The following is a 25389-nucleotide window of genomic DNA, read 5'->3' on the forward strand; positions in this document are numbered from 1 at the left end:
TAGTGAGAAACTATAGTTAGGAATTCAACTTAAACATGTCCCCCTAGAAAATGAAAGAAAGACCCATTGTAGGCCTACTTTCCGCAATATTCATATGTTTTTTATTCTTTGGTATTGCCTGTGAAAAGGACAAAAGTGACGACCCCGTTGCTATTGCCCCAGATGTGATACCGCCATTGCCTCCCAAAAAACTGGAAACGGTACAGGTTACGGATTCGTCCATTACCGTGTCTTGGGAATCTGCTAAGGACAACGTTAAGGTATTGCATTATATGGTCTACCAAGATAGTGTAGAAGTGGCGCGGGATACACTAACTACTTATCATGCTGAAAACCTAAAACCAAATACGGAATATGTTTTTGCCGTAAAAGCTACAGATGCTGCCGGGAACAACTCTGAATTCAGTGAAAATATAAAGGTACTTACAGATGCTCTTGTAGCAGAAGATACTCTAGTTGAGAATGATAGCACAGCAGTTTTCAGTTCAATTTTAAGAGCACCACTATTGTCCGTTGGCAAGGTGTTGAAGAATTCCGTAGAGTTAAAATGGGAATTGGAAATCAATCCTTCTGCAGTTAAGGAATATCGCATATTTCAAGATACGGTCCAGATTGGTAATGTAAACAATAAGTCTTACAGCGTAACAGGCCTGGAGGCTGGAGTAGGGTACAATTTTAGTGTGACGGCCATTGATTTACTGGGCAAGACCTCAAAACATAGTAATAGGGTTGAAGTAGAAACTCCACTTGAAAATATACCTGAAAAAGATACTATTGCACCTACGGTCCCAACTGATTTAAGAGCTTTGGATATTCTTGAAAATAGTATGAGACTGGTTTGGAATAGCGCCAAGGATAGTGTTGGCGTTGCAATATATACAGTTTATAACGATAGTACCCTTTTGGCAGAGGTTACGGATACTTTGTACGTGGTTGAGGGGTTGGAGGCCAACACCAGATATAGCTTTCAAGTGAGCGCTTCCGATGAATCAAAAAACGAATCGTTGCGCAGTGAACCTATTTTGGTTAGTACTATTAAAGAGGTTAAAGAGGACAGTGTTGTTCTTGGTGCGCCAATAAATTTACAAGTAGTTGATTTAAGCGCTACCATGGCCAGTTTTTCTTGGTCACCTGAAAATGATAGTACAGCAGTTGCAGAGTATTCTGTTTATTTGGATGAAATTTTAGTAGCAAAAACCGAAAAGCCAGAACATGTGGTTGAAGGATTAACCTCTGGAACGGAATACACTTTGTCAGTGGGGGCGATAGATGAATCTGGAAACCAATCGGAAAAAAGTAGCACATTAAGCTTTACGACTTTAAGCGAAAGGGTGGTATTCAAGGATTCCATTGCGCCTACGATTCCACAAAGTCTAAAAATTGAAGACCTTACCAAATCGTCTTTAAGATTAACATGGAATGCTTCTACAGATAGCATAGGTGTAGCTAATTATAGGGTTTTTCAAAATGAAGATTTTCTGGCTACCACAACGGAAACGAGCTTTTTGGTTGAAAAACTTTCACCAGAGACCCAATATACTTTTTCTGTTTCAGCTTTAGATGAAGCCCAAAACGAATCGGAGCAAAGCGAGCTGGTTTCTATTACTACGGAAAAAGAGGTAGAAGAGCAAAAAATCAGTGATACTACGGCTCCTACCGTTCCGGAAGGTTTGGTCGCTAGTGAAATTACACAGTCTACGGTAGATTTGTCATGGAAAGCGTCACAGGATAGTGTTGGTGTGTCTGGGTATAGCGTGTTTCTGAATGGAAAATTTTTGGCTTCGGCCACAAAAACGGCATATCGTGTAGAAAGCTTGTCACCCAATACCCAATATACATTTTCTGTAGCGGCTTATGATGCGGCGGAAAATGAATCTCAGCAAAGTGCCGCTTTGCAGTTAACTACCGAACCGGAAGTATATGTAGATGATGTTGCGCCTTCTGCACCAACTGGATTAAGGACGGAAGAAATTACGGATACCCAAATAGATTTACGCTGGAATACGGCAACGGATAATCTTGGCGTGACCCAATATATCATTTACCAGAATGGAGAAAGGGTTAAGACCGCTACTGGCACAGGCTCTACTATGACCGGGTTAACCTCTAATGCATCATACAGTTTTAATGTTTCGGCAGTAGATGCAGCTCAAAATGAATCGGAACAAAGCGAGACATTTTCTGCTTCTACTATTGAAGAAGTACAAACAGTAGATAAAATCTTGGTTTTTACAAAAACGGCCGCTTTCCGGCATGGATCTATTGAAAAGGGAGTGGCTACGATAAGGGCTTTGGGCCAAGCCAACAATTTTGAAGTGGAGCAGACGGAGAACGCAAGCAATTTCACCTTTACTAATTTGAGCCGATATAAAACGGTGGTTTTCTTAAACACAACGGGAGATGTTTTGGATACTGATCAGCAAAGGGCTTTTGAGAGTTACATTCAATCTGGGGGTAGTTATATGGGTGTGCATGCCGCAACGGATACGGAATATGATTGGCCTTGGTATGGAAAATTAGTAGGTGCTTATTTTAATGGTCACCCAAGCATACAAGAAGCTACACTCAATGTAGTAGATCGTAACCATAGTGCAACTTCTCACTTATCCAGTAATTGGGTGCGAACGGAAGAGTGGTATAATTTTAAAGAAATCTATAGCGGCATAAATCCATTAATACTTTTAGATGAGTCTACGTACAACGGAGGTACGAACGGAGCCAACCATCCATTTTCTTGGTATCATAGTTATGATGGTGGAAGAGCTTTCTATACTGCGGGAGGACATTCCAATGCATCTTATGATGAAGCGGATTTTAGGGCTCATTTGTTAGGCGGATTGCTCTATTGTTTGGGGCGATAATTTGATGAAAGGCATTTATAGGAAAACCAACTCATTGGTCGGTTGTATGGGTTTAAGCCGGCAGCTCCCTTGTTCAGGAGGCGGATTTACGATGCAAAACTTTCGGTGAAAGGGTAAAAGTGCTTATTTCGTTAGGTACAATTTTTTAAAACAAACTAAGGAGTCGGTTCTGAAGGAGGTATTCCAGACTTAATTAACGGGTCTTGCAACCATAATTCCCGTATTTTTCTTGATGCCTTTTAGATATTCTGCAAGTGGCTTTTTTGATACTTCAACTTTCATAGAACCTGTTGAAGCATGTAGCAAATGAATACGCCCATCCTTCTCTCTTGTGGCAATTCCCGTATGTGTAATGTCCAGTCCGTTTATAGATGTTGTTAAAGCAATGATATCTCCGGTTTGTATGAGGTGTTCATTGGCTGCGATTTCATCCTGTGCCAAAATACAAATAGGTTGGTTGTTGAGGTAATTTTCTGAAGCCTTTACTTTTTCAAAATTTTCATCATCGCTTAGAAATGGATAAAGGTCACGATGTGTACTCATAAAATTAATAGGCTTGGTTATTTCTTTTCCTCCAATTTCAGAAGTAATGTCTTTGATCAATCCTTTCTTTTCGTTGTTGGCGATCCATTCTGAAAAGTAATGTAGACGAGAAGCGTAACCGTCTAATTGGCCATCTTTATAACGAATGATTTCTAGAGCCTTTGTGAAATCATCAAAACTAGATGTTCCGTTTTTTAGCGTTAGGGCAAAAGCCAATACGTTTTCAACATAGGTAGTACAGTCTAAACCTTGAAGATTAACAACCAGGGTTTCCGTTTTTCCAATTTCCAAGGTTTTGGCCACGTAAGGTGTACCCATAAACGTTTTTCCAATGGCTACAATGGTTTTTCCAAAATCTTTCTCCAGAAACCCATCAATGGCAATAAACTTGTTCTCTATGGCTTGTTTGTCTATAGGTGAGCAAGTAATTTGCTGAGAAAACGATAGGGTAATTGTTAGAAAAAGCAACAAAAAAGCGGCAAATTTGGACATAGTGGGAGTTTAAAGTAAAAATACAAATTTATAGCCCATGATGGCCAAACATACCATACCCATGAGGTCTGTAAATATCTGCGCGCCTTCTGTCCTTAAGTTCAAAGGCTTCGGAGAGGTATTCTATTACATCTTTGTCCCTGTCCGTATCTTCAATACGCATGGCATCACTTTCGTAGAAAGGCTTGGTTTGGAGTCCGTTTTCGTTTTCAAACATCAGTAGGTACATAGAGAAATTCTTATCGTAATCCTCATTGTCGCGCTTTTTGAAAAAATACCCGGTATATTGTTTTTCTTGGAACGAGAAGGTTTTTTGGGCGACAAAAGCAACAGAATCTTTAATGCGGTTATAGGTTGAACCCTCAAAGAGAAGTGCTTCTGCCAAATGTTGTTGTGATTTATAAGTAGATGGAAAATGGCCTAACATATTTACCTCTTTTAGTTTATTGAATAGGGGCAACCTTCCGTTAAGGTCAGCGGCTAAATCCGTTAACTGTTTTTGCGATACTTGTACTCCGTTTTGTAATAATTGAGCAAAGTAAGTAGCCTGAACGCCAGGGTCTTCAACTTGCGAAATTTGGGTAAAAAAGTGCGATACCTGTTTGTCCGAACGAAAAGGGTAGAGCAGTGTAACGTAGTTTTCTAACAACGTTGTGTTGGTCTTGCTAGTTCTTGGGTTGTAAAAGTCATTATGTGAGTTGGCCAAATCTTTGCCAAGTTGTCTTTTAATGAGGGTCTTGGCATCATTTAAAATCTGGGTTCTATACTTTTTGTATAGTTTGGGTTTTATGGTGTTGCTCGTTAGTAATTTAGATAGTAACGAAAAAATAGGTTCTTTATATTCTGGGATGGAACTATAATTTAATAGTTCTGGGTATAGCTTTTTGGCCAATTGCAAATTTTCCCGATACGGTTTAAAAATAAGGCTAATGTTGAACGTGTTTGATAACAGGGGTAAATCAGTTTCCATTAATTCTAACAACAGCTTTGTTGAGGCCTCATTGGATTTTTTTGCAATTTCTTGGAGCAAAACTGCCTGTGCCGTAGAATTGTTATATGATTTGGTGTAAAAACTTCTATAGAATTCGGTGAGGTCTACGTCTTTTAAATCTGCTAATTTTCGAATTAGATGCAGTTGGATCTGTCTTTCCCCATTGACTAGGTCAAATTCCGAAATGTGCTTTTTTAGTGCGTTGGCGTGCTTGGTTTCAAACTTTATAAAACGGTATCCGTCAAGTGCGATACTATCGTTGGCGCTCAATGCCTTAAAAAATTCAGGTGCTTTGTCCTCAAAGAGGTCACGACCTATTGTAGTATCATTGGGCACAAAATTATTGAAGAATTCATTTATGAATACACTGGGTTTTTCAATTGTGTCCACTACGGCCTTTAGTTCGTACAGAAGTCCATCTTTCAAAATATTTTTTACTAGAATACCTCTTGTACTGGCCGTATCGGCAAGTATCATCTGTAGTTCATGGTATCCCTTGGAAGAGGTTTTTTTCTCCTCTTTTATTATATTATATTTTTTATGTGCGTATAGTTTTTTACGTAGGCCCCAAGCCGAATCTAAATTTCTGAACATTAAAAAATCATGTGATTTGTTCAGTTCTACGGATACCGCTTCGCCATTTTCATTCCTATAGATGGTTTTCTTGTGAAAGGCGTCGTACGGTTTTGTTTTGGGAGCGCCATGATAATAGTTGGTGCTGCTTTCTACGAATTTGGGAGGTTTAACAGTACTCTTTGTGGTAAAGAACAGGGCGGTGTCTACCACGGTTTCGTAGGGTTTCTGGGCTTCACTATTTTTTAGTTTGAAGGAATCAAAGAATTGTGCAGCCTCTTTTTCATTTTTCCCTACCATACCCAAAAGGTAATATTCCCCTTTTCGCAAAGTGGTCATTAGGTATAGTCGCTTTTGGGTCTTGGCATCCATTTGTGCCGATGAGGTGAGTCTTCTTCCCTCAAAAGAACCGTATTCAGGTTTTAGTTTTAAATCCTGATAAAAACGTTTTTGTATCTGCTTGAGTTCAAAAGTATCGACCTCAATAAAATTAAAATCATTTAAAACCGATTTACGGAGAAAGTAATAATTATCAGTAATGGAGTCATAACCTTCTATCCAACGATTGCCGTTTCTACTGCGGTTGGTAAAGCTGTATAGGGATGGCATTTGGACCTCAAAATCCTTGTATACTGAGGAAACCGTTGTTGGTCTACGGAGAGAATCGTTCCTGAACTTTAGGCTATTAAAAATAGAATCTGAAAATGAGGTAACGTAATCTCCTTCTCCACCCATTTTTATGATAACCAATTCTAAAGGGGTTTCAAAAATTTGGTACCGTTGGTGGTCACCGTTCTTAAGCTTATTTCTAATGTCCAACCCTGAAAATTGGCCATTGGTAATGGGCTTTTTATACACTATTTTTCCTGGGATGTTCTCAAAAAGCAATTTGTCTATTTCTTCTAAGGTAAATACGTTGTCTTTCTTAAGATGCGAATAAGTAGGTATGCGATTAATGACCACAAAACTGCCGTTGGCAAGGTCCGGGGAAACATATGTGGTTTTCCCTATATCAGAAACTGGATATAATTTGTTGGGAAGGTCAATAGTGAAAAAATTGTCTTCCGGGCCATAGCTATGATATTCGTTTTCGCGTTTCTTTTGCTCGAACTTCAATTTTAGTTTTCTTCCCTTTGATGTGGCTTTGGAAAGCAATGGTCTTACGGTATATCCCTTTTTTCTTAAGAGCGAAATAACACCTTGCTCTCCTGGCAAATGCGCTGCGCCAATACCCGAAAAGACCTTTCCTTTTCGCATGATGGAATCCATCCGATCCACCATATTGGCATTGCGTATGTACAGCATGTTTTTCATGTAAAAGGGCGTGTACATAGCTCGGTCAATAGAGTCCAACAAGGCTATGTTCCTTTCTCTATAGGCATCTTGAAGTAAGAACATTGGGTCTGACTGTTGCATCTTTTTTTGCAGCCACTCGTCCGGTTTTTGTTTAATGGGGTTTAGACTGGCCCTCCCCACAAGAGCGGCGGACTCCTCCATATCTTCTAAGGCAATGATAGGTTTGTTGAATTTTTTTCCTGCCTGATATATGAACATATCAAGATAGGTTTCTTCCTCAAAATTTTGGGAGTATTCATTGGTGCGGTACAGAATGTTGTTTACAATGCGATCCTCATAGGCTAGATATGCCCCCAGAACTTCTTTACGCGGATTATCTACCTTAAAAGACCTAGCGTAAAAACCTTTGGTAACAAAACCGGCTTCTGCACCATAGGGACTAGAGCCCATGAGATTTTCTTTTTCCAGCCAAAGTCCGGGATCTGATTCTAGGGCAACCATGTCACTTTGATCCAACGCATCAAAAAAAACATCATCTAACCTAAAAGCAATTTTTTTGCTCACGTGCATAGTGCCATACAGGTAAGATGTTTTCTCTAAGCCATTTCCCGAAATTTCCCAGAGAAGACTATTTTTTTCTTGGGCCGTTACCGAAAGAGAAATAAGCAAAAGAAAAACTGATACAAGTCGCATAAATGCTTTTTTGGTATAGGGGTTCATGTGCCGGAAACGAGCGCTTTTCACAAAATTAGAAAAGAGCTTGCTGCAGTATATCCCTATAAACCGTTAAAATAAACAATTGGTTTTATGGTATAACGGCTATTCCCTAGTTGTATTTTCTGGAGCTTCCATATTTTCTAAACGTAGTCGGGTGCGGGGTAGACTTTCAGGATAATTCTCCTGTAAAAATGTAATTAATTTTTCACGTACATGCACGCGTAAATCCCATGCGGTAGACGAATCTACGGCGCTCATCAATGCCCGGATTTCTATGTGGTTGGCTTTGGAATCCGTTACTTGAATATTATTTACTTCTCCGTCCCACAAGTCCGTGTTTTTTAGAATACGGGTGAGTTCTTTTCGCAAGGCCTCAAACGGTACGGAATAATCTGTATACAAAAAGACGGTACCTAAAATATCAGCAGAGGATTTTGTCCAGTTTTGAAATGGTTTTTCAATAAAGTAGGTGGTGGGCAATATCAACCGTCTTTTATCCCAAATCTTCACCACCACATAGGTAAGCATAATTTCTTCAATGCGCCCCCATTCACCTTCAACTACCACAACATCGTCTAATTTTATAGGTTGCGCCAAGGCAATTTGTATTCCCGCCAAAATGGTTCCTATCATTTTCTGGGCAGAAAACCCAATGATAATTCCCGCGACTCCTGCAGAGGCAAAAATACTGACCCCTATTTCCCTTATGCCGTCAAAACTCATAAGGGCAATACCCACCGCCAGGATGATTATGATAAAAATTACAATGCGTTCCAGAATATTGAATTGCGTAGCTACCTTACGGGCCCTAAGATTATCGGAAGTGTTCATGTCATAGGTGTGCATGACATGCTGTTTAACAATTTTAATAGCTTTTATAATCAACCAGGTAAAGGCAAAAATAAAGAGTAGAGTGCTCGTTTTTCTAAAGTAGAATTCTAGATGAGATAGTCCTAGTATCTGCCTTAAGGAGGCCATTCGTAACAAAATGGAAACCAGTATGAGAAAAATAGGTGTGCTAACCGTTTTTACGGTAGAAGACGGAATAAGATACTTAGGGTTTTTGCCTAATTTTCTAAGGACTTGTAGCAACATAAAATAGGCAATCAGCAAAACTATAAATGTTCCTAAGAGCCATAAAAGAGATTGATAGTTGGTGTTGAAAAAGTTATTCAGCATAGCAAATCATTAAAGAGGATAATTATACTCTGTTTTTTCCCGTCAACATATCTTAATCGGTCATATAATTGATGTAATCTATAGTAGCATCAAAAAGTATTTTAATAACATTCGCTCTAGATACGTTTCAAGGTGTATTTTTGTCAAAATTATTGGTTTGACCTGTTCAAAACGGGCACTTGAAGATAGTTATATTACCTTAAAGATTCACTGTGCTTTAAGATGAATAAACATTTTTAAACCAAGAAAATATTGCTACGCTATGAAAGGAGTTTTATTGGTCAATTTGGGTTCTCCGGACAGTCCAACATCAAAGGATGTGAAACCGTACCTAGATGAGTTTTTAATGGATGAACGCGTGATAGACGTGCCCAACTGGCTACGGAACATCATAGTTCGCGGTATTATTCTTCAGACCCGACCTAAAAAATCTGCTGAAGCATATTCTAAAATTTGGTGGGAAGAAGGTTCTCCACTGATTGTAATTTCGGAAAGGTTTACGGAAAAGTTAAAAGAGCAGTCGGACATGCCTATAGCATTGGGTATGCGGTATGGTAGTATGACCATAAAGAACGCTTTGCAAGAATTGAACAGTAAATGTGTGGATGAGGTACTTTTGGTGCCCATGTACCCCCATTATGCCATGTCTTCTTATGAGACCGTTGTGGTAAAAGTAATGGAAGAGCAAGAGCAGTTGTTTCCTAAAATGAAAATCACCACCCTTCCTCCTTTTTATAAAAATCCAGAGTATATACGTGTTCTTTCGGAGCGAATTTCGGAAAGTTTGGAAGGCTTTGATTATGACCATATTTTGTTTTCGTACCATGGCATTCCCGAAAGGCACATACGAAAATCCGACCCGACCAATTTTCACTGTAAAATAGATGGTATATGTTGTCAGACCAATTCTGTGGCCCATCATACTTGCTATCGCCACCAGTGTTTTGACACTACAGAATCCGTAAAGGCGTATTTAAACCTGCCGGCGGAGAAGGTCAGTAACTCGTTTCAATCACGGCTACCTAACGATCCTTGGTTAAAGCCTTATACCGATTTTGAATTTGAACGTTTTCCTAAAGAGGGAATAAAAAATCTTGCTGTTATTACACCGGCCTTTGTTGCTGATTGTTTGGAGACTCTAGAAGAGATAGCCATGGAAGGGCAACACCAATTTCAGGAAGCAGGTGGTAAGGGGTATAAGCACATACCCTGTTTAAATGAAAGTGATTCTTGGGTAAGTGTAGTAGCAAAATGGGTAAAGGATTGGCAAGAAACGGGTGCATTACCGGCATAGATTTCTACCAGCCTCTTGTATGAAGTAGATAACTGATATAAAATGGCTAAAGTATCATCGGAACAGTTAGGGTCGGAACCAATTGGTAAGCTTTTGGTAAAACAGGCCTTGCCTGCCTCTATTGGTATTTTGGTGATGTCACTTAACGTACTGGTAGATTCCATTTTTGTTGGTAATTGGATAGGCTCTATTGCCATAGCCGCAATCAATGTAGTACTTCCGGTATCCTTTTTTATTGGAGCTTTAGGAATGGCTATAGGTATTGGAGGGTCCAGTATTATTTCAAGGGCTCTTGGGGCGGATAATTACGAAAAGGCTATAAAGACTTTTGGTAATCAAATTACCTTAACCCTTTTGATTACCACCGTAATGGTTGCTTTGGGGCTTTATTACATAGATGTACTTATACCTGCTTTTGGTGGCAAGGGAACCATTTTTGAACCTGCAAAGATTTACTACACCATTGTACTGTACGGAGTGCCGTTTTTGGCCCTTTGTATGATGGGTAATACCGTAATTAGGGCTGAGGGAAAGCCTAAATTTGCGATGATAGCCATGATTATACCCTCCGTAGGGAACCTTCTTATGGACTATATATTCATTTATGTTTTTGATTGGGGCATGGAAGGTGCAGCCTGGGCAACTACTGTTGGATACGTGCTATGTGCGGCATATGTTTTTTACTTTTTTCTGTCTAAAAAATCGGAACTAAAACTTAGTCCGGCATGTTTTAGGCTTGATTTACCCATTATTAAAGAAATTGGTTCCTTGGGTTTTGTAACCTTGTCAAGACAAGCTACTACAAGTGTAGTCTACTTACTAATGAACAACATTCTTTTTGGTCTTGGTGGAGAGGCTATGGTAGCGGTTTATGCTATTATTGGCCGTATGTTAATGTTTGCGCTGTTTCCTGTATTTGGGGTAACCCAAGGTTTCTTGCCTATTGCGGGATTTAATTATGGTGCAAAAAAATACCAAAGGGTACGAGAGTCCATTAATACCGCCATAAAATATGCGTCCTTATTAGCAGCAGTTGTTTTTATTGGGCTTATGAGTTTTCCGCAAGAAATAGCCTCTTTGTTTTTAAGTGATAGGGCAGGGCAATCTGCTCATGATTTGGCCGCTAATGCGTATGTTCTAGATCATATATCCCTAGCTATGCGGTTGGTGTTTGCTGCAACCCCTATTATTGCTTTACAACTGATAGGTGCCGCTTATTTTCAAGCTATTGGTAAGGCGGTGCCAGCATTACTTTTAACCTTGTCCAGACAAGGCTTCTTTTTTATTCCGCTTATATTGATCTTGCCCAATTACCTAGGCGAACTGGGTGTGTGGCTTTCCTTTCCCATAGCAGATGTGCTGGCCACTATTGTAACGGGTTTCTACTTGAGAAAGGAAATCAAGAACACTTTAGTCGCAAAAGAAGCGTAAACTAAATCTCTTCTTTGACCTTGAATTTCAATTTTCTTACTGCTTCATATTCGTTAATGCCGCTTTTGAGTGCAATAGTTCCATACCTGTTGAAGATCTAGGTTTAAAACCGTGCCAATCCTGTTCGTTGGATTCTTTAGGGATGTTCAAGTATGCGTCAAAATTCGCACCTTTTAAGTGGGTTCCCAGAAATGCGGTTAGAAAATGTTGGTTGATGTTGTTGATCTTTCTTTGGTCCCATGAAGGTTCGGCATATCTGTAATATTCGTCAATATGTAAACCGGGTTGAAGCGCTTCTGCTGGTGGAGGGTTCGGAGCTACGTTATGTCTCGCATTTTTATAGGTGAGTAAGTATCGGTCCGCATTAACAGCGCCCTCATAAATGGCCTTTATTCCTTTGTCGTAACCGGATATGTCATCTTGGTCACCTGCAATAAAGAGTGTTGGTTTTTTCAACCCTGCCAACCCGTTGGCATCCCAAACCCCACGTTCCATTCCCCATGGGGCAAAGGCAACTACTGCTTTAATTCTGGGGTCAATCTGTTTTTGGTATTCAGCATTACTGGCCGCTAAAGTTGAGATTGCTGTGCTACCTCCTGTTATTTGCCCAAAGAAAGCTGTAAGACCATCGCTATAACCGGCACCTCCAACATTTAAAACACCATAGCCACCCATAGAATAGCCAACGATACCAATGTTCTCTGAATCTACCATTCCAGCGAGAGGGCCTTTTGATGAGGAGTTTCCTTTTTCGGCAATCGTATCGACAACAAATTGGATGTCTTTAGCTCTGTTCAACAAAGTGCTTTGAAAAGCATTGGCATCTTTAAAAGTAGAATCCGTATGGTCTATTGAAACCACAACATACCCTTTAGAAGCAAGGTTTTCAGTTAAATAGGTCATTAAATATCTAGAACCTACATACCCATGCGATACTACTATTAAGGGGTATCCGCCAGAAGTTGTTTTGGGTGCGGCATCGCGATAAGCCCTGCCTTTAAAGGTAAATGGGACCAAGGGACGTAAAGAATCGCCACGGGTGCCCATTACTTCTTCATAAACTACGGTAGTATTTTTTTCCATAGGAGCTTCGGACGGGTACCAAACCTCTATGGTAAGCGGCCTGTCATACGTAGGGTCCGAGCCCCCTTTTGAATTTAAAATATCTACTTGGTTCTTATGGGTTAGCTGAAGCGTGCGCACGCCAACGGTATAATCGCCTCTGGCGGCAAGTTGAGGTGCATCGGGCAATTCATCTCCATAAAGAAATTCCTGTGCTTGAAGAGTAAGTGAAGTGGATAGAAAGAGTAGCAGTGCTGCTACTAAAGAGCGTTTTTTTGAGGGGGATTTTAATCTTGTTTTCATAATGTTTGAGTTGAGTTATTGCTAAATGTAATGAAATTAAGCAAGATGAGGATTTTACACTAGGCTTTTGTAATGGAAAGTTGCTCGTATTCCTGCTTTATAAGGGCCGCACCATATTTACGTTCTAATCGTCTAATACTAAAATGGGCATGTGCCATATTCTGAAAGTGGTCTATAAACGCCAGATTGATTGTAGCCCCTCCCGCAGCACCAACAATTGGTATGGCCTGCGCAACGAATTTCTCGGAGACTTGAACACTAAATTTTGAAGCTACTTGGGCAATTAATTGTAAAATGGGGTTTCCGGTGGTGTTCAATATGGTGGTGAGGGTCTTTCCCGAAATACCGCTTGCCCCTTTCACTGCTGAACTTATAGCAAGTCTGGTAGCGTAGTATCCAGTGTCCAGATTATCATCATGCTTACTTTTTCCTCCAAGGGCGAAAACCTGCAAACATGCCAGTTGCGAATCAAGGGTGTCTAAATCTTCACCTTCGCTACGCGCAATATCCATAATGGAACGCATCATTAGTTTAGTTGTCAAAGTAAGGTCTACCGCAAATGCCGTAGCTCCCAAAGCACCTCCAATGGCACCGGATGAGGTTACTAGGGCCTTATAAAGATTGTTGGACGGTATAGCGGTTTTTTTTCGCATTGAGATTAAATTACTTTTCACCACAGTGTGCAATACTTTGTAGGTTATTTGCTGTAACCAATTGCGTTGTTTCTGAGGTAAAAGTTGAATGCGACTTTCTATAATATTGCCCATTTTGTTAAGACCTTGCATGGCCCAACCTATCTGCTCCATCTTTTGTTTGGCGTTGCTAAGTGTCTGGAAATCTTCCGGTGTCATTTCTTTTTTCACAATTTTCAAAAGATGATTGTTTAAAATATGGGTTGCCCTAAATTAAACATTCTTCTAAATATATAAGGGCTTAATGGCGTAAAGGATTGTATCATAAAATTCATTTTGGGTTATGTAAAAGGAGTTTGTGGTTTTTCCTAACTTTGAGCAGCAATTCTAAAGCCTGTTCCATTGTACGAATACATAAAAGCGTTACACCTTATTTTTGTGATTACATGGTTTGCAGGGCTGTTCTATATACCGCGCCTATTTATTTATCATATTGAGGCTTCTGAAAAAGCATCGCCTGAAAGGGAGATCCTTACCAAACAATTGCAGTTAATGGCAAAGCGCCTCTGGTATATCATTACTTGGCCGTCTGCGGTTCTGGCCATTGGTTTTGCCGTTTGGTTATTGGTTTTAGTTCCTGCATGGCTACAACAACCGTGGATGCACGTAAAACTTGTTTTTGTTTTGTTGTTGGTTCTGTATCATTTAAAAACACATCAAATTTTTAAGCAATTACAGCGGGATGAAGTCAATTACAGTTCCAAATTTATGCGCATTTTTAATGAGGGTGCCACGCTTATTTTGTTCGCTGTAGTGTTTTTGGTGATTCTTAAAAGTGCCTTTAATTGGGTGTTTGGTGTGGTTGGAATTATCGTTCTTGGAATTCTATTAATGCTCGGCATTAAATTGTACAAGCGCATAAGGTCCAAAAACCCCGAGGCATAAACCATTTTAATGCACTGTAGGCCGTATTAAAAATGGCGTGATATTTGCTACCTTTGGTGTAAACTCCAGTCCTTTGTTTACAAAACTTTCCTTAAGGTCGCGCATCTTCCTATCTATGATTCTGCTGGTAGTCATAGCCTCTATTCTCATTGCGGGAGTTACCGTGTACCAGTATAAAGAGCAATCAGAAGATTACCACTCCGAACGTTTAGAACGAAAAGAAGAGCAGGTAAAGCAAAGCGTAGAGTATGTTTTAAAAAAGACAACCTACCCTGTTACGACAGAGAATTTGGGACTTATTTTTAATGAGGAAATATACCAGATTGCCAATGTGCAAAATCAGAGGCTTAATATCTATGACCTAGAAGGGCAGCTTATAAAAAGTTCCAGGGCCAAATTTGAGGTAGATTCTATCGCAAATTGTTTGAGTCCGTCTATTCTGCGATTGTTGGAAACAAGCCCCACTAAGCGCTTTGTGGACCAAAAAGCATTGGCTGGGGATAATTATAAGGCGTCTTATACGTATATCAACGATAAGCGATTTAAACCAATTGGTATTTTAAATTTGCCCTATTACGAAGATGATTCGTTCAACAATATGGAGCTTAAGGAGTTTCTTATGCGCTTGGGCGGGGTTTATTTTCTAATGTTGTTGATAGCTATTGGTTTGGCTTATTTTATTTCTACTTATATCACCCGGTCGCTTCAGACCATTTCCGACATGTTGGGCAAGACCGATTTAAGGAAAAGCAATCAAAAAATATTGATAGACAACCCAAGTGAGGAAATTGAAAAGCTGGTGACATCGTACAATGCCATGATTGACGAACTTGAAGACAGTGCCGTAAAATTAGCCCGTAGTGAAAGGGAACAGGCTTGGCGGGAGATGGCAAAGCAGGTTGCGCATGAAATCAAGAATCCCCTAACCCCAATGCGGCTCACCGTTCAAAGTTTTGAGCGTAAATTTGACCCGCAGGATCCCAACATCGATATAAAAATAGGCGAGTTTTCAAAAACACTCATCCAGCAAATTGATACCATGAGCAGCATTGCTTCTGCGTTTTCCAATTTTGCCGAAATGCCCGCCCAGCAGAACGAAACCCTGAACATCGTGGAAATCGTAAGGTTGGCACTGGATATCTTTAATGAAGATTACATTCACTTTATTTCTGAAGAAAAAGAAATTATTACGAAATTAGATCGTACACAACTCATACGTGTGGTTACTAACTTGGTAAAGAATGCCATTCAGGCCGTTCCGGAAGTAGATGCTCCAAGAATTGTAGTATCGGTAGGAACAGAAGGTGATTTTGCTAAAATCTGCGTAGCGGATAATGGTATTGGTATTGGGGAAGGCTTCAAAGAAAAAATATTTGAGCCCAAGTTTACCACAAAATCAAGCGGAATGGGGTTGGGTCTAGGCATGGTAAAGAACATAGTGGAGACCTATAAAGGAGCTATTACGTTTACGTCAAAACCGGATAAAGGAACGGTGTTCTCCGTTAAGTTCCCACTTGTAAAGTAGATGAACGCCAACAAAAAATAGAATACTAAAAAAATAGCTATATGAAATTCAATAATGTTCTTGTGGATGATAATCAGCCTACGGCAATCGTTACTATTAACCGTCCCACAAAGTTGAACGCCCTAAACCGTGAAACCATTCAAGAACTACATGAAGCGCTTAAGGCATTGGAAGCGGATAAAAAAATTAAGGTCATTATCTTAACCGGTAGTGGGGAAAAAGCTTTTGTTGCCGGTGCCGATATTTCCGAGTTCGCAGATTTTTCCGAAAAGCAAGGTGGAAAATTATCAGCCAAAGGGCATAAAATTCTTTTTGATTTTGTTGAGCACCTTTCCAAACCCGTAATTGCCGCTGTTAACGGATTTGCACTTGGCGGTGGGCTAGAGCTTGCCATGGCATGTCATTTTAGAGTAGCGAGCCATAATGCTAGAATGGGTCTTCCTGAGGTATCGCTTGGGGTTATTCCCGGTTACGGTGGTACCCAACGTTTGCCACAATTAGTAGGCAAGGGCAGAGCTATGGAATTGATTATGACTGCAGGTATGATAGATGTTGATCGCGCATTGAATTATGGATTGGTAAATCATGTGGTTTCCCAAGAGCAATTGATTGAGTTTTGCCAGAAGTTGGCAAGCAAGATATCGAATAACTCTCCGGTCGCGCTCAGTTATGCAATAAAAGCAGTAAATGCGGGTTTTAAGAATAGTAATGGATATGACGAAGAAATAAAGGCTTTTGGAGCTTGTTTTGGCACCGAAGACTTTAAGGAAGGTACCTCTGCTTTTTTGGAAAAGCGAAAGGCCAACTTTCCTGGTGAGTAGCATGTCCGCTTAAAACCTACTTATGCGAACCCGAAAGAGCCTAACAGCGTTACTGTTTTTAGCTGCCCTAACGTTTACGAATGCCCAAGAAATCCCCGTGGATTATAAGCTTGGAGAGAATTATTCCGATAGGTATAAATATTCTACCATGTTGACCATAGATCGCTCTGTCCAAGAACAGACGGTTCTTGTTCGTACCTATTACGGAGGAATGCCTCTACGGCCCAAAGGTCATTTTATTGAGGTATACGATGCCGAACTTAACTTGGTAGCTGACCATAATTATAAATATGCTGGCAGGCATATGGTTGATGGTTTTGTAAAGAACGGTCAACTTTATTTATTGGAACTGGTTTATGACCATAAAGACGAGGCGTACAATTATGTGGTACACCAGAGTCCGCTGGACGAGTTCAATTTTACGGAAAGAAAGTTGCTATCCATTCCTTCCAAAGAGGTTTTGAATCCATTGGCGGTTAACAAGTACAACCGCAATTTTGGCAATGGCTTTTCAACGGCTACCCATTTTAATGATGATAGAACGGCTTTTGCCGTAACTGTACACCATAGGGAAGGAAAGAAAGAGAAGTATCACATCTATCTTTATGGCACGGATTTAAAGCTTCAATTGGACTATGATTTTAGCGCCAATATTGAGGAAAAGAACTATGCCTTTGAAAACATTGAGGTCTCAAAAGATTTAAAGGAGTTGTATTTAATGGGAAAGGCCTTTTTCAAAAAAAGAAGGTTTGATGTAAAGGAAAGACGCTTTCAATATGAGTTGGTCAGGATTACCCAAAACGGATTTAAAACCCAAGAATTTGCGGATGCGGGAAGGTTTCCAGAATCTTTAAAACCAGTATTATTGGGTAATGATCTAAAAGCAGTTGGTTTTTACGCAGATCGAAAAGATAATAGGTACAATGGCTTGGTGTATTTTAATCTAGACGCCAATTCCTTGGCTATTAAAGCAAAGAAATACAATCCGTTTTCGGATCAGTTCATGTTGGATAAATTTGGGCGTGAGGTAGATGCAGAAATCAAGAATCTTATTTTTAAGAGTGTGCACATAACCCCAAATAAGGATATTCTTTTTAGTGCCGAAGAGTATTTTGTAACCGCAGGACAAGATATAGGAACAGGGGCTACCAAAAAAGTAGACCGTTTTCATTACAATGATATAGTATTGGCAAAGCTGAACGCTTCCGGTACTATGGAATGGGCCCGTAACATCAATAAGGCCGAAGTTACCCAAGGCGATGCTTCGTATGCTTCCTATACGGCATATGGTGAGGGAGAAAACATGTACTTCTTCATCAATTCTGGAGAAAATCCACAGAAAATGAGCAAAGAAAGAATTTTGTTCAAACAAGGGTTTAGCAGAAACCCAAATATGTTCGTTATTAAAGTAGACGGGTCAGGTGATCTATCGTATAAAAAACTTGTAGACGACAAGGAGGTAAGGTTGCCTATTATGGTTTCAAGGCCGTTTATTGATGAGGCATCCGATCATCTTTTGTTTTACGCTAAGCGGGGTACTAAAAAGCAATTAGTTGAGGTAACTGTTAAATAGTTATTGAAACTATCTGTAATTGGATTTATTCCATAAATTTGGAATAAATCCAATAGTGTTGAAAAATGAATCTTACATTAAGGGCCGTGGAGCCCAGCAGAACGTTCACAACAAATTTCTACAGAACGTTTATGAAACCCGCGATGATTTTTTGGAATTTTGCCGAATAGAAGGTGAAGAAGCCGACAGAAACAAGACGCAGTACATCCCCATCTTTCCAAAAACCATTGTAAACAAAGTTACTAGCCCAGATGTGGGTATGCAGTACTCCATGAATCCTTACCAAGGTTGTGAGCATGGTTGTATTTACTGCTATGCGCGCAATACACATGAGTTTTGGGGCTATAGTGCCGGACTGGATTTTGAACGGAAAATTTTAATAAAGAAGGATGCGCCAAAACTGCTCGAGGAAAAAATAAAGAGTAAACGGTGGGAAGCCAGAACCATTGTGCTTTCTGGGAATACAGATTGCTACCAACCTGCCGAGCAGAAGTTTAAAATTACCCGTGCCTGTTTGGAAATATTCTTAAAGTACAAGCACCCCGTGGGTATCATTACTAAAAATGCTTTGGTACTCCGTGATCTGGATATTTTAAAGGAGTTGGCAAAAGATAGATTGATAGGAGTGAATGTTTCGGTTACCTCATTATCCGAAGACACAAGGCGCGTTTTGGAACCAAGAACTACAACCATTAAAAAACGCCTGGAAACCATTCGTGTTCTGTCCCAAAATAATATCCCGGTCAACGCCATGCTCGCTCCCATTATTCCCGGTATCAATAGTCACGAAATCATGAATTTGGCGAAAGCGGTATCTGAAAACGGTGCCAAATCTTTTGCTTTTACCGTAGTCAGACTTAATGGGGCGATAGGACAAGTTTTTACGGATTGGATTCATAAAACCCTACCCGATAAGGCGGATAAAGTTTTGCATCAGATTGAAGAATGTCATGGCGGTACTTTAAATGACAGTCGTTTTGGTGTTCGGAGCAGAGGAGAGGGGAAAATAGCCACCCAAATTCATGATTTGGTACGTCTTTCGCGTCACACTTATTTTAAAGACAAATCCTTTCCTCCACTCAATCATGATTTGCATGAGCAATTCAAGGACGGTCAGCTAAAATTATTCTAATAAAACGGTAAAATTTGTTTTTAGTACAATCACACTAAAAACCGTTCAATTGCTTAGCATTCATAAATTGTATAGGCAGCTTTTATCAATTATAGTTTAGAAGGGTCAAATTGTTAGTATACCTATAATATTCTGTATCTCTTGGGGTGTTAAAATAGTGTAAAGGAAAAATCCGAACCGCAATCCGGTATCGTATAAGCTACTCAGAACATCATTGAGATACATTTTATGAAAATGGAAAATACAGTAGAAAAGACAACTTCAAAAGCTAGCTTGTTACAAAAGATCAAGATTTTTATTGAGACAGCTAATGCTTGGGGCATTTTTGTAATGGGAAGCACCTTTGTTTTAATGATAGGGGCAGCCTATATGTCCTATATTTTACGAAGCGACTTAAATCAGTTCAACATAGAGCGTGCAAGCTCTAGTTTTGGTCAAGGTTTTATGTATTTGGCACTTGGGCTGTTGGTTTTTAAAGCGTTATTCTTTCTTTTTGTTATCTACAAGTACTTTAAATACAAGGCAATAAGTTCCGTATCTAATGAAAAACTGCCTACGGTTACGGTTATAGTGCCCGCTTACAACGAGGGAAAACAAGTATATGATACTTTAATGAGCTTGGCGGAAAGTGATTTTCCGCATGAAAAATTACAGCTGTTGTCTATAGATGATGGTAGTAAAGATGATACATGGCACTGGATGAAAGAAGCCAAAAAGGTTTTAGGTGATCGTGTAACTATTTTTCAGCAACCTAAGAACATGGGTAAACGTCATGGTCTTTACAGAGGTTTTAACGAGGGTACTGGCGAAATTTTTGTTACGGTAGATAGTGATTCTATAGTTGATAAGGATACCCTTCGTAATTTGGTTAGTCCATTTGTGGTAAATGAAAACTGTGGCGCCGTTGCAGGAAACATACGTGTATTGAACAATAAAAGAGCATTACTTCCAAAAATGCTTGATGTTAGCTTTGTAATGAGTTTTGAATTTGTTCGTTCTGCAGAGAGTGCGTTAAACTCAGTGCTTTGTACTCCCGGTGCTTTAGCGGCATACCGTAGAACGGCTGTTTTTAACTGTTTGGATGCATGGATCAACCAAACTTTTATGGGGCAACCTTCAGATATTGGTGAAGATCGCGCAATGACCAACATGATTTTAAAGCAGGGTTACCACGTGTTGTTCCAAAGAAACGCTTATGCTTATACCAATGTACCTGAAAAATACAAAGGTCTTTATAAGATGTTCATTAGATGGGGTAGAAGTAATGTTCGTGAAAATATTGAAATGTCTAAATACGTTTTTACCAACTTTAGAGAAGGTTCCAAATTTGGTTCGCGCTTGTTGTTCATTAGCCAATCCATAAAGATATTGATGAGCTACCCATTCTTATTTTTCATGTTCTTCTTTATTTTAACCCACCCACTTTTATTTTTGAGCTCTACGCTTGTGAGTATTTTGGTGTTGTCTACGTTCCCAGTTCTTTTTTATGCGAAGCGATATGATTTAAAAGAGTCGGTTTGGGCATATTCGTACAGCATCCTATTTACATTTGGATTGTTCTGGATAACCCCATATGCCATTGCTACAGCAAACAAAAGAGGATGGTTAACCCGTGAATTGCCAACTAAGAAATAAGTAATTACCAAATATAATCTTACTACAAATGCCCAAGCGATAATCTTCGTTTGGGCATTTGCTTTTCTTAATGATGTAAGATGTAAAAAGTATGTATAAAAACCGATAGGTTCTTTCAAAGTGGGCTTTCTGCATTAAGTCATGTATGGTTTTATATTTTTATGTTAACCTTTTTATGTGTTTGACACTAACTGATGAAACAGTTAAACAAAACATGTAGATTATGAAAAAACTAGTATTCTTTTTAACCACGCTTTTATCGATTACTGCTATTCAGGCCCAAGATTTTGGTTTTGGGGTAAAAGGAGGCATAAATGTAGCCTCAATTGGCGGCAGTGCCTATTCGGGCTTAGGAAGTTTAGGGACAAAGGTGGGCTTTCATTTAGGTGGAGTGGCGGAATTTTCCATTTCGGATAAAATAGCGGTACAACCAGAGTTGTTATACTCATCGCAAGGCACAAATTGGGATTATGGTACTAATGACAATAACCTGAAGTTGGACTATGTAAATCTGCCATTACTTGGAAAATATTATTTTTTGGAAGGACTTAGTGCCGAAGCAGGTCCATTGGTAGGCTTTTTAATATCCACAAATGAAGATGATGATGACCGTTTTAAGAAGTTAGACGTTGCTTTTGCTATTGGAGCCTCGTACAAATTGAACGATAACATCTTTTTTAGCCTTAGGTATAATAAGGGTATTGCCAATATAAACGGAGATTCTTATTCAGGAGGAAACAGTCAAAATAACGTATTTCAACTATCCGCGGGATACGCTTTCTAAATCAAAATAAAAAAAGCGCAATAGGAACGTTTTTCCCTATTGCGCTTTACTATTGCTTACTATTTTAATTCCCAGCCTTTGCGGTATTTTCCTTTTACCCATTCGTTGGCAAGGTCCCAATTGGTGACTTTCATGTTGGCACCGTCCCAAAGGATTTTTCTTCTTCCAGGATACTCAAATGGATCCCAATCCCCTAGTTTTTTGCCTTCTTTCAGTTTTTTATATTGAAATGCTTTAATGGCCAAGTTGCCCATAAGAACGGCTTCCGTTAGCGGTCCTGATTTTTTGAAGTCCGATGAGGTTTCTGTACCGTTTAAGCAACCTTCCACAAAGTTTCTTTGGTGTCCTTCTACATCACCTTCCACTCGCTTTAAATAAGGAGCGGGAGCGTTAAACAGGCTCATGTTTTTGCTTGGGAGCAACCGGGCATTACGTGAGTAGGTATCCGTAACAAGAATACCTTTGGTACCGTAGAAAACGGAACCTCCACCTCCATCACCAATGGTTTCTCCATCTGCCAATTCATCGGGCAGGTCTGGCATTAATCCACCGTCGTACCAGTTCAGAGCAATGTCGCCATGTTCTTCCGTATTGAATTTCAAACGTACAATGGAAGAAGCAGGGCAAGATTCACTATAATCCGCTTCAACAAAATCGCCTACCCAGTTGGTGGTACAACTAGCTTCGGCTTCCGTGGGATATCCAAGGTCCAAAACACCAAACGGAGTTTCCATAATGTGGCATCCCATATCCCCTAGGGCACCTGTTCCAAAATCCCAAAAACCTCGCCATTTAAAAGGTAGGTATGCCGCATTGTAATCACGTTTTGCAGCTACGCCAAGCCAAAGGTCCCAATCAAGGCCTTTTGGTACGGGTTGTTTTTCGGTAGGTACAGGAACGCCTTGTGGCCATACCGGACGATTGGTCCAACAATCTACTTTGTAGACTTTTCCTATGATTCCGCTCTGAATCCATTCTTTTGCCTCACGGCTACCATCACTAGAAGCTCCTTGGTTTCCCATTTGGGTAACAATGCCATGCTCTTTGGCTACTTGGGTCATTAACCTGGCTTCGTTAATATTGTGGGTTAAAGGTTTCTCTACGTAGGCATGTTTTTTTTCACGCATAAAAGGCAAAGCAATAGAGGCGTGCATATGATCGGGAGTAGCTACCATTATAGCGTCTATGTCTTTTAGATGCTTGTCGTACACCTTACGGTAGTCTTTGTATTTTTTTGCTTTTGGGTATTTTTCGTAGGTTTCTGCCGCTCTTCGGTCATCTACATCACAGAGGGTTACAAACTTAACCTTACCGGTTTGGTCAAGGCCGTTTATAACGCCGGCACCACGTCCTCCAACACCAAAAGCACCCACATAAAGAGTGTCGCTAGGAGCCACATGGTTCTTGCCCAGAACGTAGCTGGGTACAATGGAAAATGCGGTAGAGGCCGCTGCTGCATTTTTGATAAACTTTCTTCTTTGCATCTTCAAATTTTTGATTTTTGGTTCTGCATTTGAAGGTACAAAAAATGTAAAAAAGCAAGGCCGATTTTTTGGTTTGAATTATATGATAAAACCTGTGTGTGGTTCAAGCGGGTTCCATTCTTGATAAAATTGTTTAAGGAAGCCCAGCATGTATTCATGGCGTTCTTCCGCAAGTTTTTCACCCGTTTGGGTATTCATTTTATCTTTAAGGAAGAGCAATTTTTCGTAAAAGTGATTTAGGGTAGGGGCTTTTGATTTTTTGTATTCCTCTTTGCTCATCTTTAAATTTGGAGCTATCTCGGGGTTGTACAGCTCCCGGTTCTTGAACCCACCATAATTGAATGCTCTGGCAATGCCAATGGCACCCATAGCATCTAGACGGTCTGCATCTTGGACCACGGCCAGTTCTAGAGAGGAGAACCTCTCTTCCTTGTTTTTTTCAAGGGAATTTTTGAACGATATATTTTCAATGATCTGTATAACGTGATCAATAGTTTTGTGGTCTACTTTTAAATCGGTTAAAAATTGATGGGCCAGTTTAGGACCAACGGTCTCATCTCCATTGTTGAATTTTGCATCGGCAATATCATGCAAGAGCGCTCCAAGACTAACCACCAAAATATCTACATTTTCTTCTTTGGCAATGAGTAGGGTGTTATTAAAGACACGTTGTATATGAAACCAATCATGTCCGCCTTCGGCACCTTGCAAGGTCTCTTTTACGAAAGCAATGGTTTGCTCTACAATTTCTGAGTTTGTCATTCTATGATTTAAAGGAGGTTACTCCGGAAATAACTTGTTTTTCGGCCTCTGCCAGAACTGCATCAAAATTGGAATTTACTTCAATGGGCTTATGCACTTGAAAAGTAATATGATTGCCAATTCCGTTTGGAAATTTACCGTATTTGAGCATTTTCCAGGAATTATTGATACTTATAGGAACTACCAATGCGGAAGGTGCATTTTTCATTAGGAGTTTTAATCCGGTAGCTTTAAACGGTTTTGGATGTCCGGTGCGGCTACGGGTTCCTTCGGGAAATATTACGGCGCTTCGGTTATGTTCTTCTATATAGCGGCCCAGTTTTGCAATTTCCGATAGGGCTTGCCTGCTATCGTTCCGGTCTATTAGAACGGAACCGCCGTGGCGCAGGTTGTACGAAACACTGGGAATACCCCTTCCCAACTCTTTTTTGCTAACGAATTTAGGGTGGTGCTTTCGCATGAACCAGATAATAGGGGGTATGTCATGCATACTTTGGTGATTTGGAACAATGATCAAAGGCCTGTCCGTAGGAATATCATGCGGGTTGTTAAAGTCATAAGTGGTTCCCAATACATGAGTGCAACGCATAAGCGAGAGGTTGAGTAGGGCAACGCTCATTCTATGGGGATTGTACCCAAAAACATTAAAACAGACCCATTGAATGGGGTGAAACACCAATAGACACAACCCAAAGAAGATCATGTATAGAAAGGTGAGCGGGTATGCCAATAGTTTTTGCATAGTGCAAAAATAAAAAACCGCTTCTTTGTGAAGCGGTTTTTTGTATTCTTTTATCATCTCTCTATACGAGAGACGTTTAAACAGTTCTAGCAGAACTCGTCATAGGCACTAACAAGGTTTTCGGCAATCAATTCCGCAGGTCTACCTTCAATGTGGTGACGCTCAATCATATGAACCAATTCGCCATCTTTAAAAAGGGCCATACTTGGCGAAGACGGAGGAAAAGGAATCATAAGGTTTCTTGCTGCATTTACAGCTTCAATATCTACACCGGCAAAAACCGTTACCGTATGGTCAGGTTTTTTAGCGTTGTGCAAACTTAATTTTGCCGCAGGCCTTGCGTTGGCCGCTGCACAACCACAAACAGAGTTTACTACAACTAAAGTAGTACCTGGTTTATTGATCGCGTTCTCGACTGCTGCTGCTGTATGTAATTCTTCAAACCCGGCTGATGCCAAGTCTTGTCTCATGGGTTTTACCAATTCTGCGGGATACATATTTTTAAATTTTATTTTGGTTAACAAAGATACTTAATTTGTCGCATTTAGTTGACTTACTTAACTTTTCGTTGGCGAAAAGGGCTATAATTGGGGTATGTGCGCACATACTCTT

General features: G+C 40.0%; 19 protein-coding genes. 10 read left to right on the forward strand and 9 right to left on the reverse strand.

Features of this window, described 5'->3' with window-relative positions:
* Positions 1-50 precede the first annotated feature (50 nt).
* Positions 51-2861: a ThuA domain-containing protein gene (locus Q4597_RS03785; protein WP_303404775.1), complete on the forward strand. Its 2811-nt coding sequence runs from the start codon at positions 51-53 to the stop codon at positions 2859-2861.
* Between the two features lie 189 nt (positions 2862-3050).
* Here Q4597_RS03785 and Q4597_RS03790 read toward each other — a convergent pair whose 3' ends face one another.
* From Q4597_RS03790 to Q4597_RS03800, 3 genes are all read right to left on the reverse strand, one after another.
* Positions 3051-3896 (reverse strand): N-acetylmuramoyl-L-alanine amidase-like domain-containing protein, encoded by an 846-nt coding sequence (locus Q4597_RS03790; RefSeq protein ID WP_215436438.1) that lies wholly within the window; start codon positions 3894-3896, stop codon positions 3051-3053.
* Positions 3897-3924: 28 nt separating this feature from the next.
* Entirely contained in the window at positions 3925-7449 is a 3525-nt protein-coding gene (locus Q4597_RS03795; protein WP_303404776.1) for a TraB/GumN family protein, read from the reverse strand.
* 126 nt (positions 7450-7575) lie between these two features.
* The gene (locus tag Q4597_RS03800) at positions 7576-8652 is read right to left on the reverse strand and encodes a mechanosensitive ion channel family protein (protein ID WP_303404777.1); all 1077 of its coding nucleotides are present in this window, start codon (positions 8650-8652) and stop codon (positions 7576-7578) included.
* Positions 8653-8914: 262 nt separating this feature from the next.
* Between Q4597_RS03800 and hemH the strand changes: the two genes are divergently transcribed.
* Entirely contained in the window at positions 8915-9946 is a 1032-nt protein-coding gene (gene hemH, locus Q4597_RS03805; RefSeq protein ID WP_303404778.1) for a ferrochelatase, read from the forward strand.
* Positions 9947-9988: 42 nt separating this feature from the next.
* Positions 9989-11377 (forward strand): MATE family efflux transporter, encoded by a 1389-nt coding sequence (locus tag Q4597_RS03810; protein ID WP_289038008.1) that lies wholly within the window; start codon positions 9989-9991, stop codon positions 11375-11377.
* A 36-nt stretch (positions 11378-11413) separates the two neighbouring features.
* Here the strand turns inward: Q4597_RS03810 and Q4597_RS03815 are convergent, their stop codons facing one another.
* A complete protein-coding gene (locus tag Q4597_RS03815) occupies positions 11414-12742 on the reverse strand; it encodes a dienelactone hydrolase family protein (RefSeq protein WP_303404779.1) in 1329 nt (442 codons plus the stop codon).
* A gap of 59 nt (positions 12743-12801) precedes the next feature.
* On the reverse strand, positions 12802-13605 hold the full coding sequence (locus Q4597_RS03820) for an EcsC family protein (RefSeq protein ID WP_303404816.1): 804 nt from the start codon (positions 13603-13605) through the stop codon (positions 12802-12804).
* Between the two features lie 171 nt (positions 13606-13776).
* Here Q4597_RS03820 and Q4597_RS03825 point away from each other — a divergent pair, with 171 nt between their 5' ends.
* The 7 genes from Q4597_RS03825 to Q4597_RS03855 all read left to right on the forward strand — a co-directional run bounded on the left by Q4597_RS03825 (position 13777) and on the right by Q4597_RS03855 (position 21789).
* Positions 13777-14319 carry a CopD family protein gene (locus tag Q4597_RS03825; RefSeq protein WP_303404780.1) on the forward strand — a complete coding sequence of 181 codons (543 nt, stop codon included), beginning with the start codon at positions 13777-13779 and terminating at the stop codon, positions 14317-14319.
* Between the two features lie 115 nt (positions 14320-14434).
* The gene (locus Q4597_RS03830) at positions 14435-15844 is read left to right on the forward strand and encodes a PAS domain-containing sensor histidine kinase (protein WP_303404781.1); all 1410 of its coding nucleotides are present in this window, start codon (positions 14435-14437) and stop codon (positions 15842-15844) included.
* A gap of 41 nt (positions 15845-15885) precedes the next feature.
* Positions 15886-16665, forward strand: a complete 780-nt coding sequence (locus Q4597_RS03835; protein ID WP_303404782.1) for an enoyl-CoA hydratase/isomerase family protein — start codon at positions 15886-15888, stop codon at positions 16663-16665.
* Between the two features lie 22 nt (positions 16666-16687).
* Complete coding sequence (locus tag Q4597_RS03840) at positions 16688-18238, forward strand: hypothetical protein (RefSeq protein ID WP_303404783.1); 1551 nt, start codon at positions 16688-16690, stop codon at positions 18236-18238.
* A gap of 58 nt (positions 18239-18296) precedes the next feature.
* On the forward strand, positions 18297-19370 hold the full coding sequence (locus tag Q4597_RS03845) for a PA0069 family radical SAM protein (protein WP_303404784.1): 1074 nt from the start codon (positions 18297-18299) through the stop codon (positions 19368-19370).
* Between the two features lie 228 nt (positions 19371-19598).
* A complete protein-coding gene (locus Q4597_RS03850; RefSeq protein WP_303404785.1) occupies positions 19599-21005 on the forward strand; it encodes a glycosyltransferase family 2 protein in 1407 nt (468 codons plus the stop codon).
* 223 nt (positions 21006-21228) lie between these two features.
* Entirely contained in the window at positions 21229-21789 is a 561-nt protein-coding gene (locus Q4597_RS03855; RefSeq protein WP_215436418.1) for a porin family protein, read from the forward strand.
* A gap of 59 nt (positions 21790-21848) precedes the next feature.
* Here Q4597_RS03855 and Q4597_RS03860 read toward each other — a convergent pair whose 3' ends face one another.
* The 4 genes from Q4597_RS03860 to Q4597_RS03875 all read right to left on the reverse strand — a co-directional run bounded on the left by Q4597_RS03860 (position 21849) and on the right by Q4597_RS03875 (position 25274).
* Positions 21849-23273: a Gfo/Idh/MocA family protein gene (locus tag Q4597_RS03860; RefSeq protein WP_215436416.1), complete on the reverse strand. Its 1425-nt coding sequence runs from the start codon at positions 23271-23273 to the stop codon at positions 21849-21851.
* A gap of 78 nt (positions 23274-23351) precedes the next feature.
* Entirely contained in the window at positions 23352-24035 is a 684-nt protein-coding gene (locus Q4597_RS03865) for an HD domain-containing protein (RefSeq protein ID WP_303404786.1), read from the reverse strand.
* Between the two features lies 1 nt (position 24036).
* Entirely contained in the window at positions 24037-24777 is a 741-nt protein-coding gene (locus Q4597_RS03870) for a 1-acyl-sn-glycerol-3-phosphate acyltransferase (protein ID WP_215436410.1), read from the reverse strand.
* An 86-nt stretch (positions 24778-24863) separates the two neighbouring features.
* A complete protein-coding gene (locus tag Q4597_RS03875) occupies positions 24864-25274 on the reverse strand; it encodes a BrxA/BrxB family bacilliredoxin (RefSeq protein ID WP_215436407.1) in 411 nt (136 codons plus the stop codon).
* Positions 25275-25389: the final 115 nt, after the last annotated feature.

It is taken from the genome of Zobellia sp. 1_MG-2023 (assembly GCF_030549125.1).
Taxonomy (GTDB): Bacteria; Bacteroidota; Bacteroidia; order Flavobacteriales; family Flavobacteriaceae; genus Zobellia; species Zobellia russellii.

What these genes read in the sequence shown, in the direction of transcription:
- Q4597_RS03795 (WP_303404776.1), bottom strand. Translation starts at nt 7,449, where the DNA reads ATGCGACTTGTATCAGTTTTTCTTTTGCTTATTTCTCTTTCGGTAACG.
- Q4597_RS03850 (WP_303404785.1), top strand. Translation starts at nt 19,599, where the DNA reads ATGAAAATGGAAAATACAGTAGAAAAGACAACTTCAAAAGCTAGCTTG.
- Q4597_RS03855 (WP_215436418.1), top strand. Translation starts at nt 21,229, where the DNA reads ATGAAAAAACTAGTATTCTTTTTAACCACGCTTTTATCGATTACTGCT.
- Q4597_RS03860 (WP_215436416.1), bottom strand. Translation starts at nt 23,273, where the DNA reads ATGCAAAGAAGAAAGTTTATCAAAAATGCAGCAGCGGCCTCTACCGCA.
- Q4597_RS03810 (WP_289038008.1), top strand. Translation starts at nt 9,989, where the DNA reads ATGGCTAAAGTATCATCGGAACAGTTAGGGTCGGAACCAATTGGTAAG.
- Q4597_RS03830 (WP_303404781.1), top strand. Translation starts at nt 14,435, where the DNA reads ATGATTCTGCTGGTAGTCATAGCCTCTATTCTCATTGCGGGAGTTACC.
- hemH (WP_303404778.1), top strand. Translation starts at nt 8,915, where the DNA reads ATGAAAGGAGTTTTATTGGTCAATTTGGGTTCTCCGGACAGTCCAACA.
- Q4597_RS03875 (WP_215436407.1), bottom strand. Translation starts at nt 25,274, where the DNA reads ATGTATCCCGCAGAATTGGTAAAACCCATGAGACAAGACTTGGCATCA.
- Q4597_RS03785 (WP_303404775.1), top strand. Translation starts at nt 51, where the DNA reads ATGAAAGAAAGACCCATTGTAGGCCTACTTTCCGCAATATTCATATGT.
- Q4597_RS03840 (WP_303404783.1), top strand. Translation starts at nt 16,688, where the DNA reads ATGCGAACCCGAAAGAGCCTAACAGCGTTACTGTTTTTAGCTGCCCTA.
- Q4597_RS03865 (WP_303404786.1), bottom strand. Translation starts at nt 24,035, where the DNA reads ATGACAAACTCAGAAATTGTAGAGCAAACCATTGCTTTCGTAAAAGAG.
- Q4597_RS03790 (WP_215436438.1), bottom strand. Translation starts at nt 3,896, where the DNA reads ATGTCCAAATTTGCCGCTTTTTTGTTGCTTTTTCTAACAATTACCCTA.
- Q4597_RS03815 (WP_303404779.1), bottom strand. Translation starts at nt 12,742, where the DNA reads ATGAAAACAAGATTAAAATCCCCCTCAAAAAAACGCTCTTTAGTAGCA.
- Q4597_RS03835 (WP_303404782.1), top strand. Translation starts at nt 15,886, where the DNA reads ATGAAATTCAATAATGTTCTTGTGGATGATAATCAGCCTACGGCAATC.
- Q4597_RS03800 (WP_303404777.1), bottom strand. Translation starts at nt 8,652, where the DNA reads ATGCTGAATAACTTTTTCAACACCAACTATCAATCTCTTTTATGGCTC.
- Q4597_RS03870 (WP_215436410.1), bottom strand. Translation starts at nt 24,777, where the DNA reads ATGCAAAAACTATTGGCATACCCGCTCACCTTTCTATACATGATCTTC.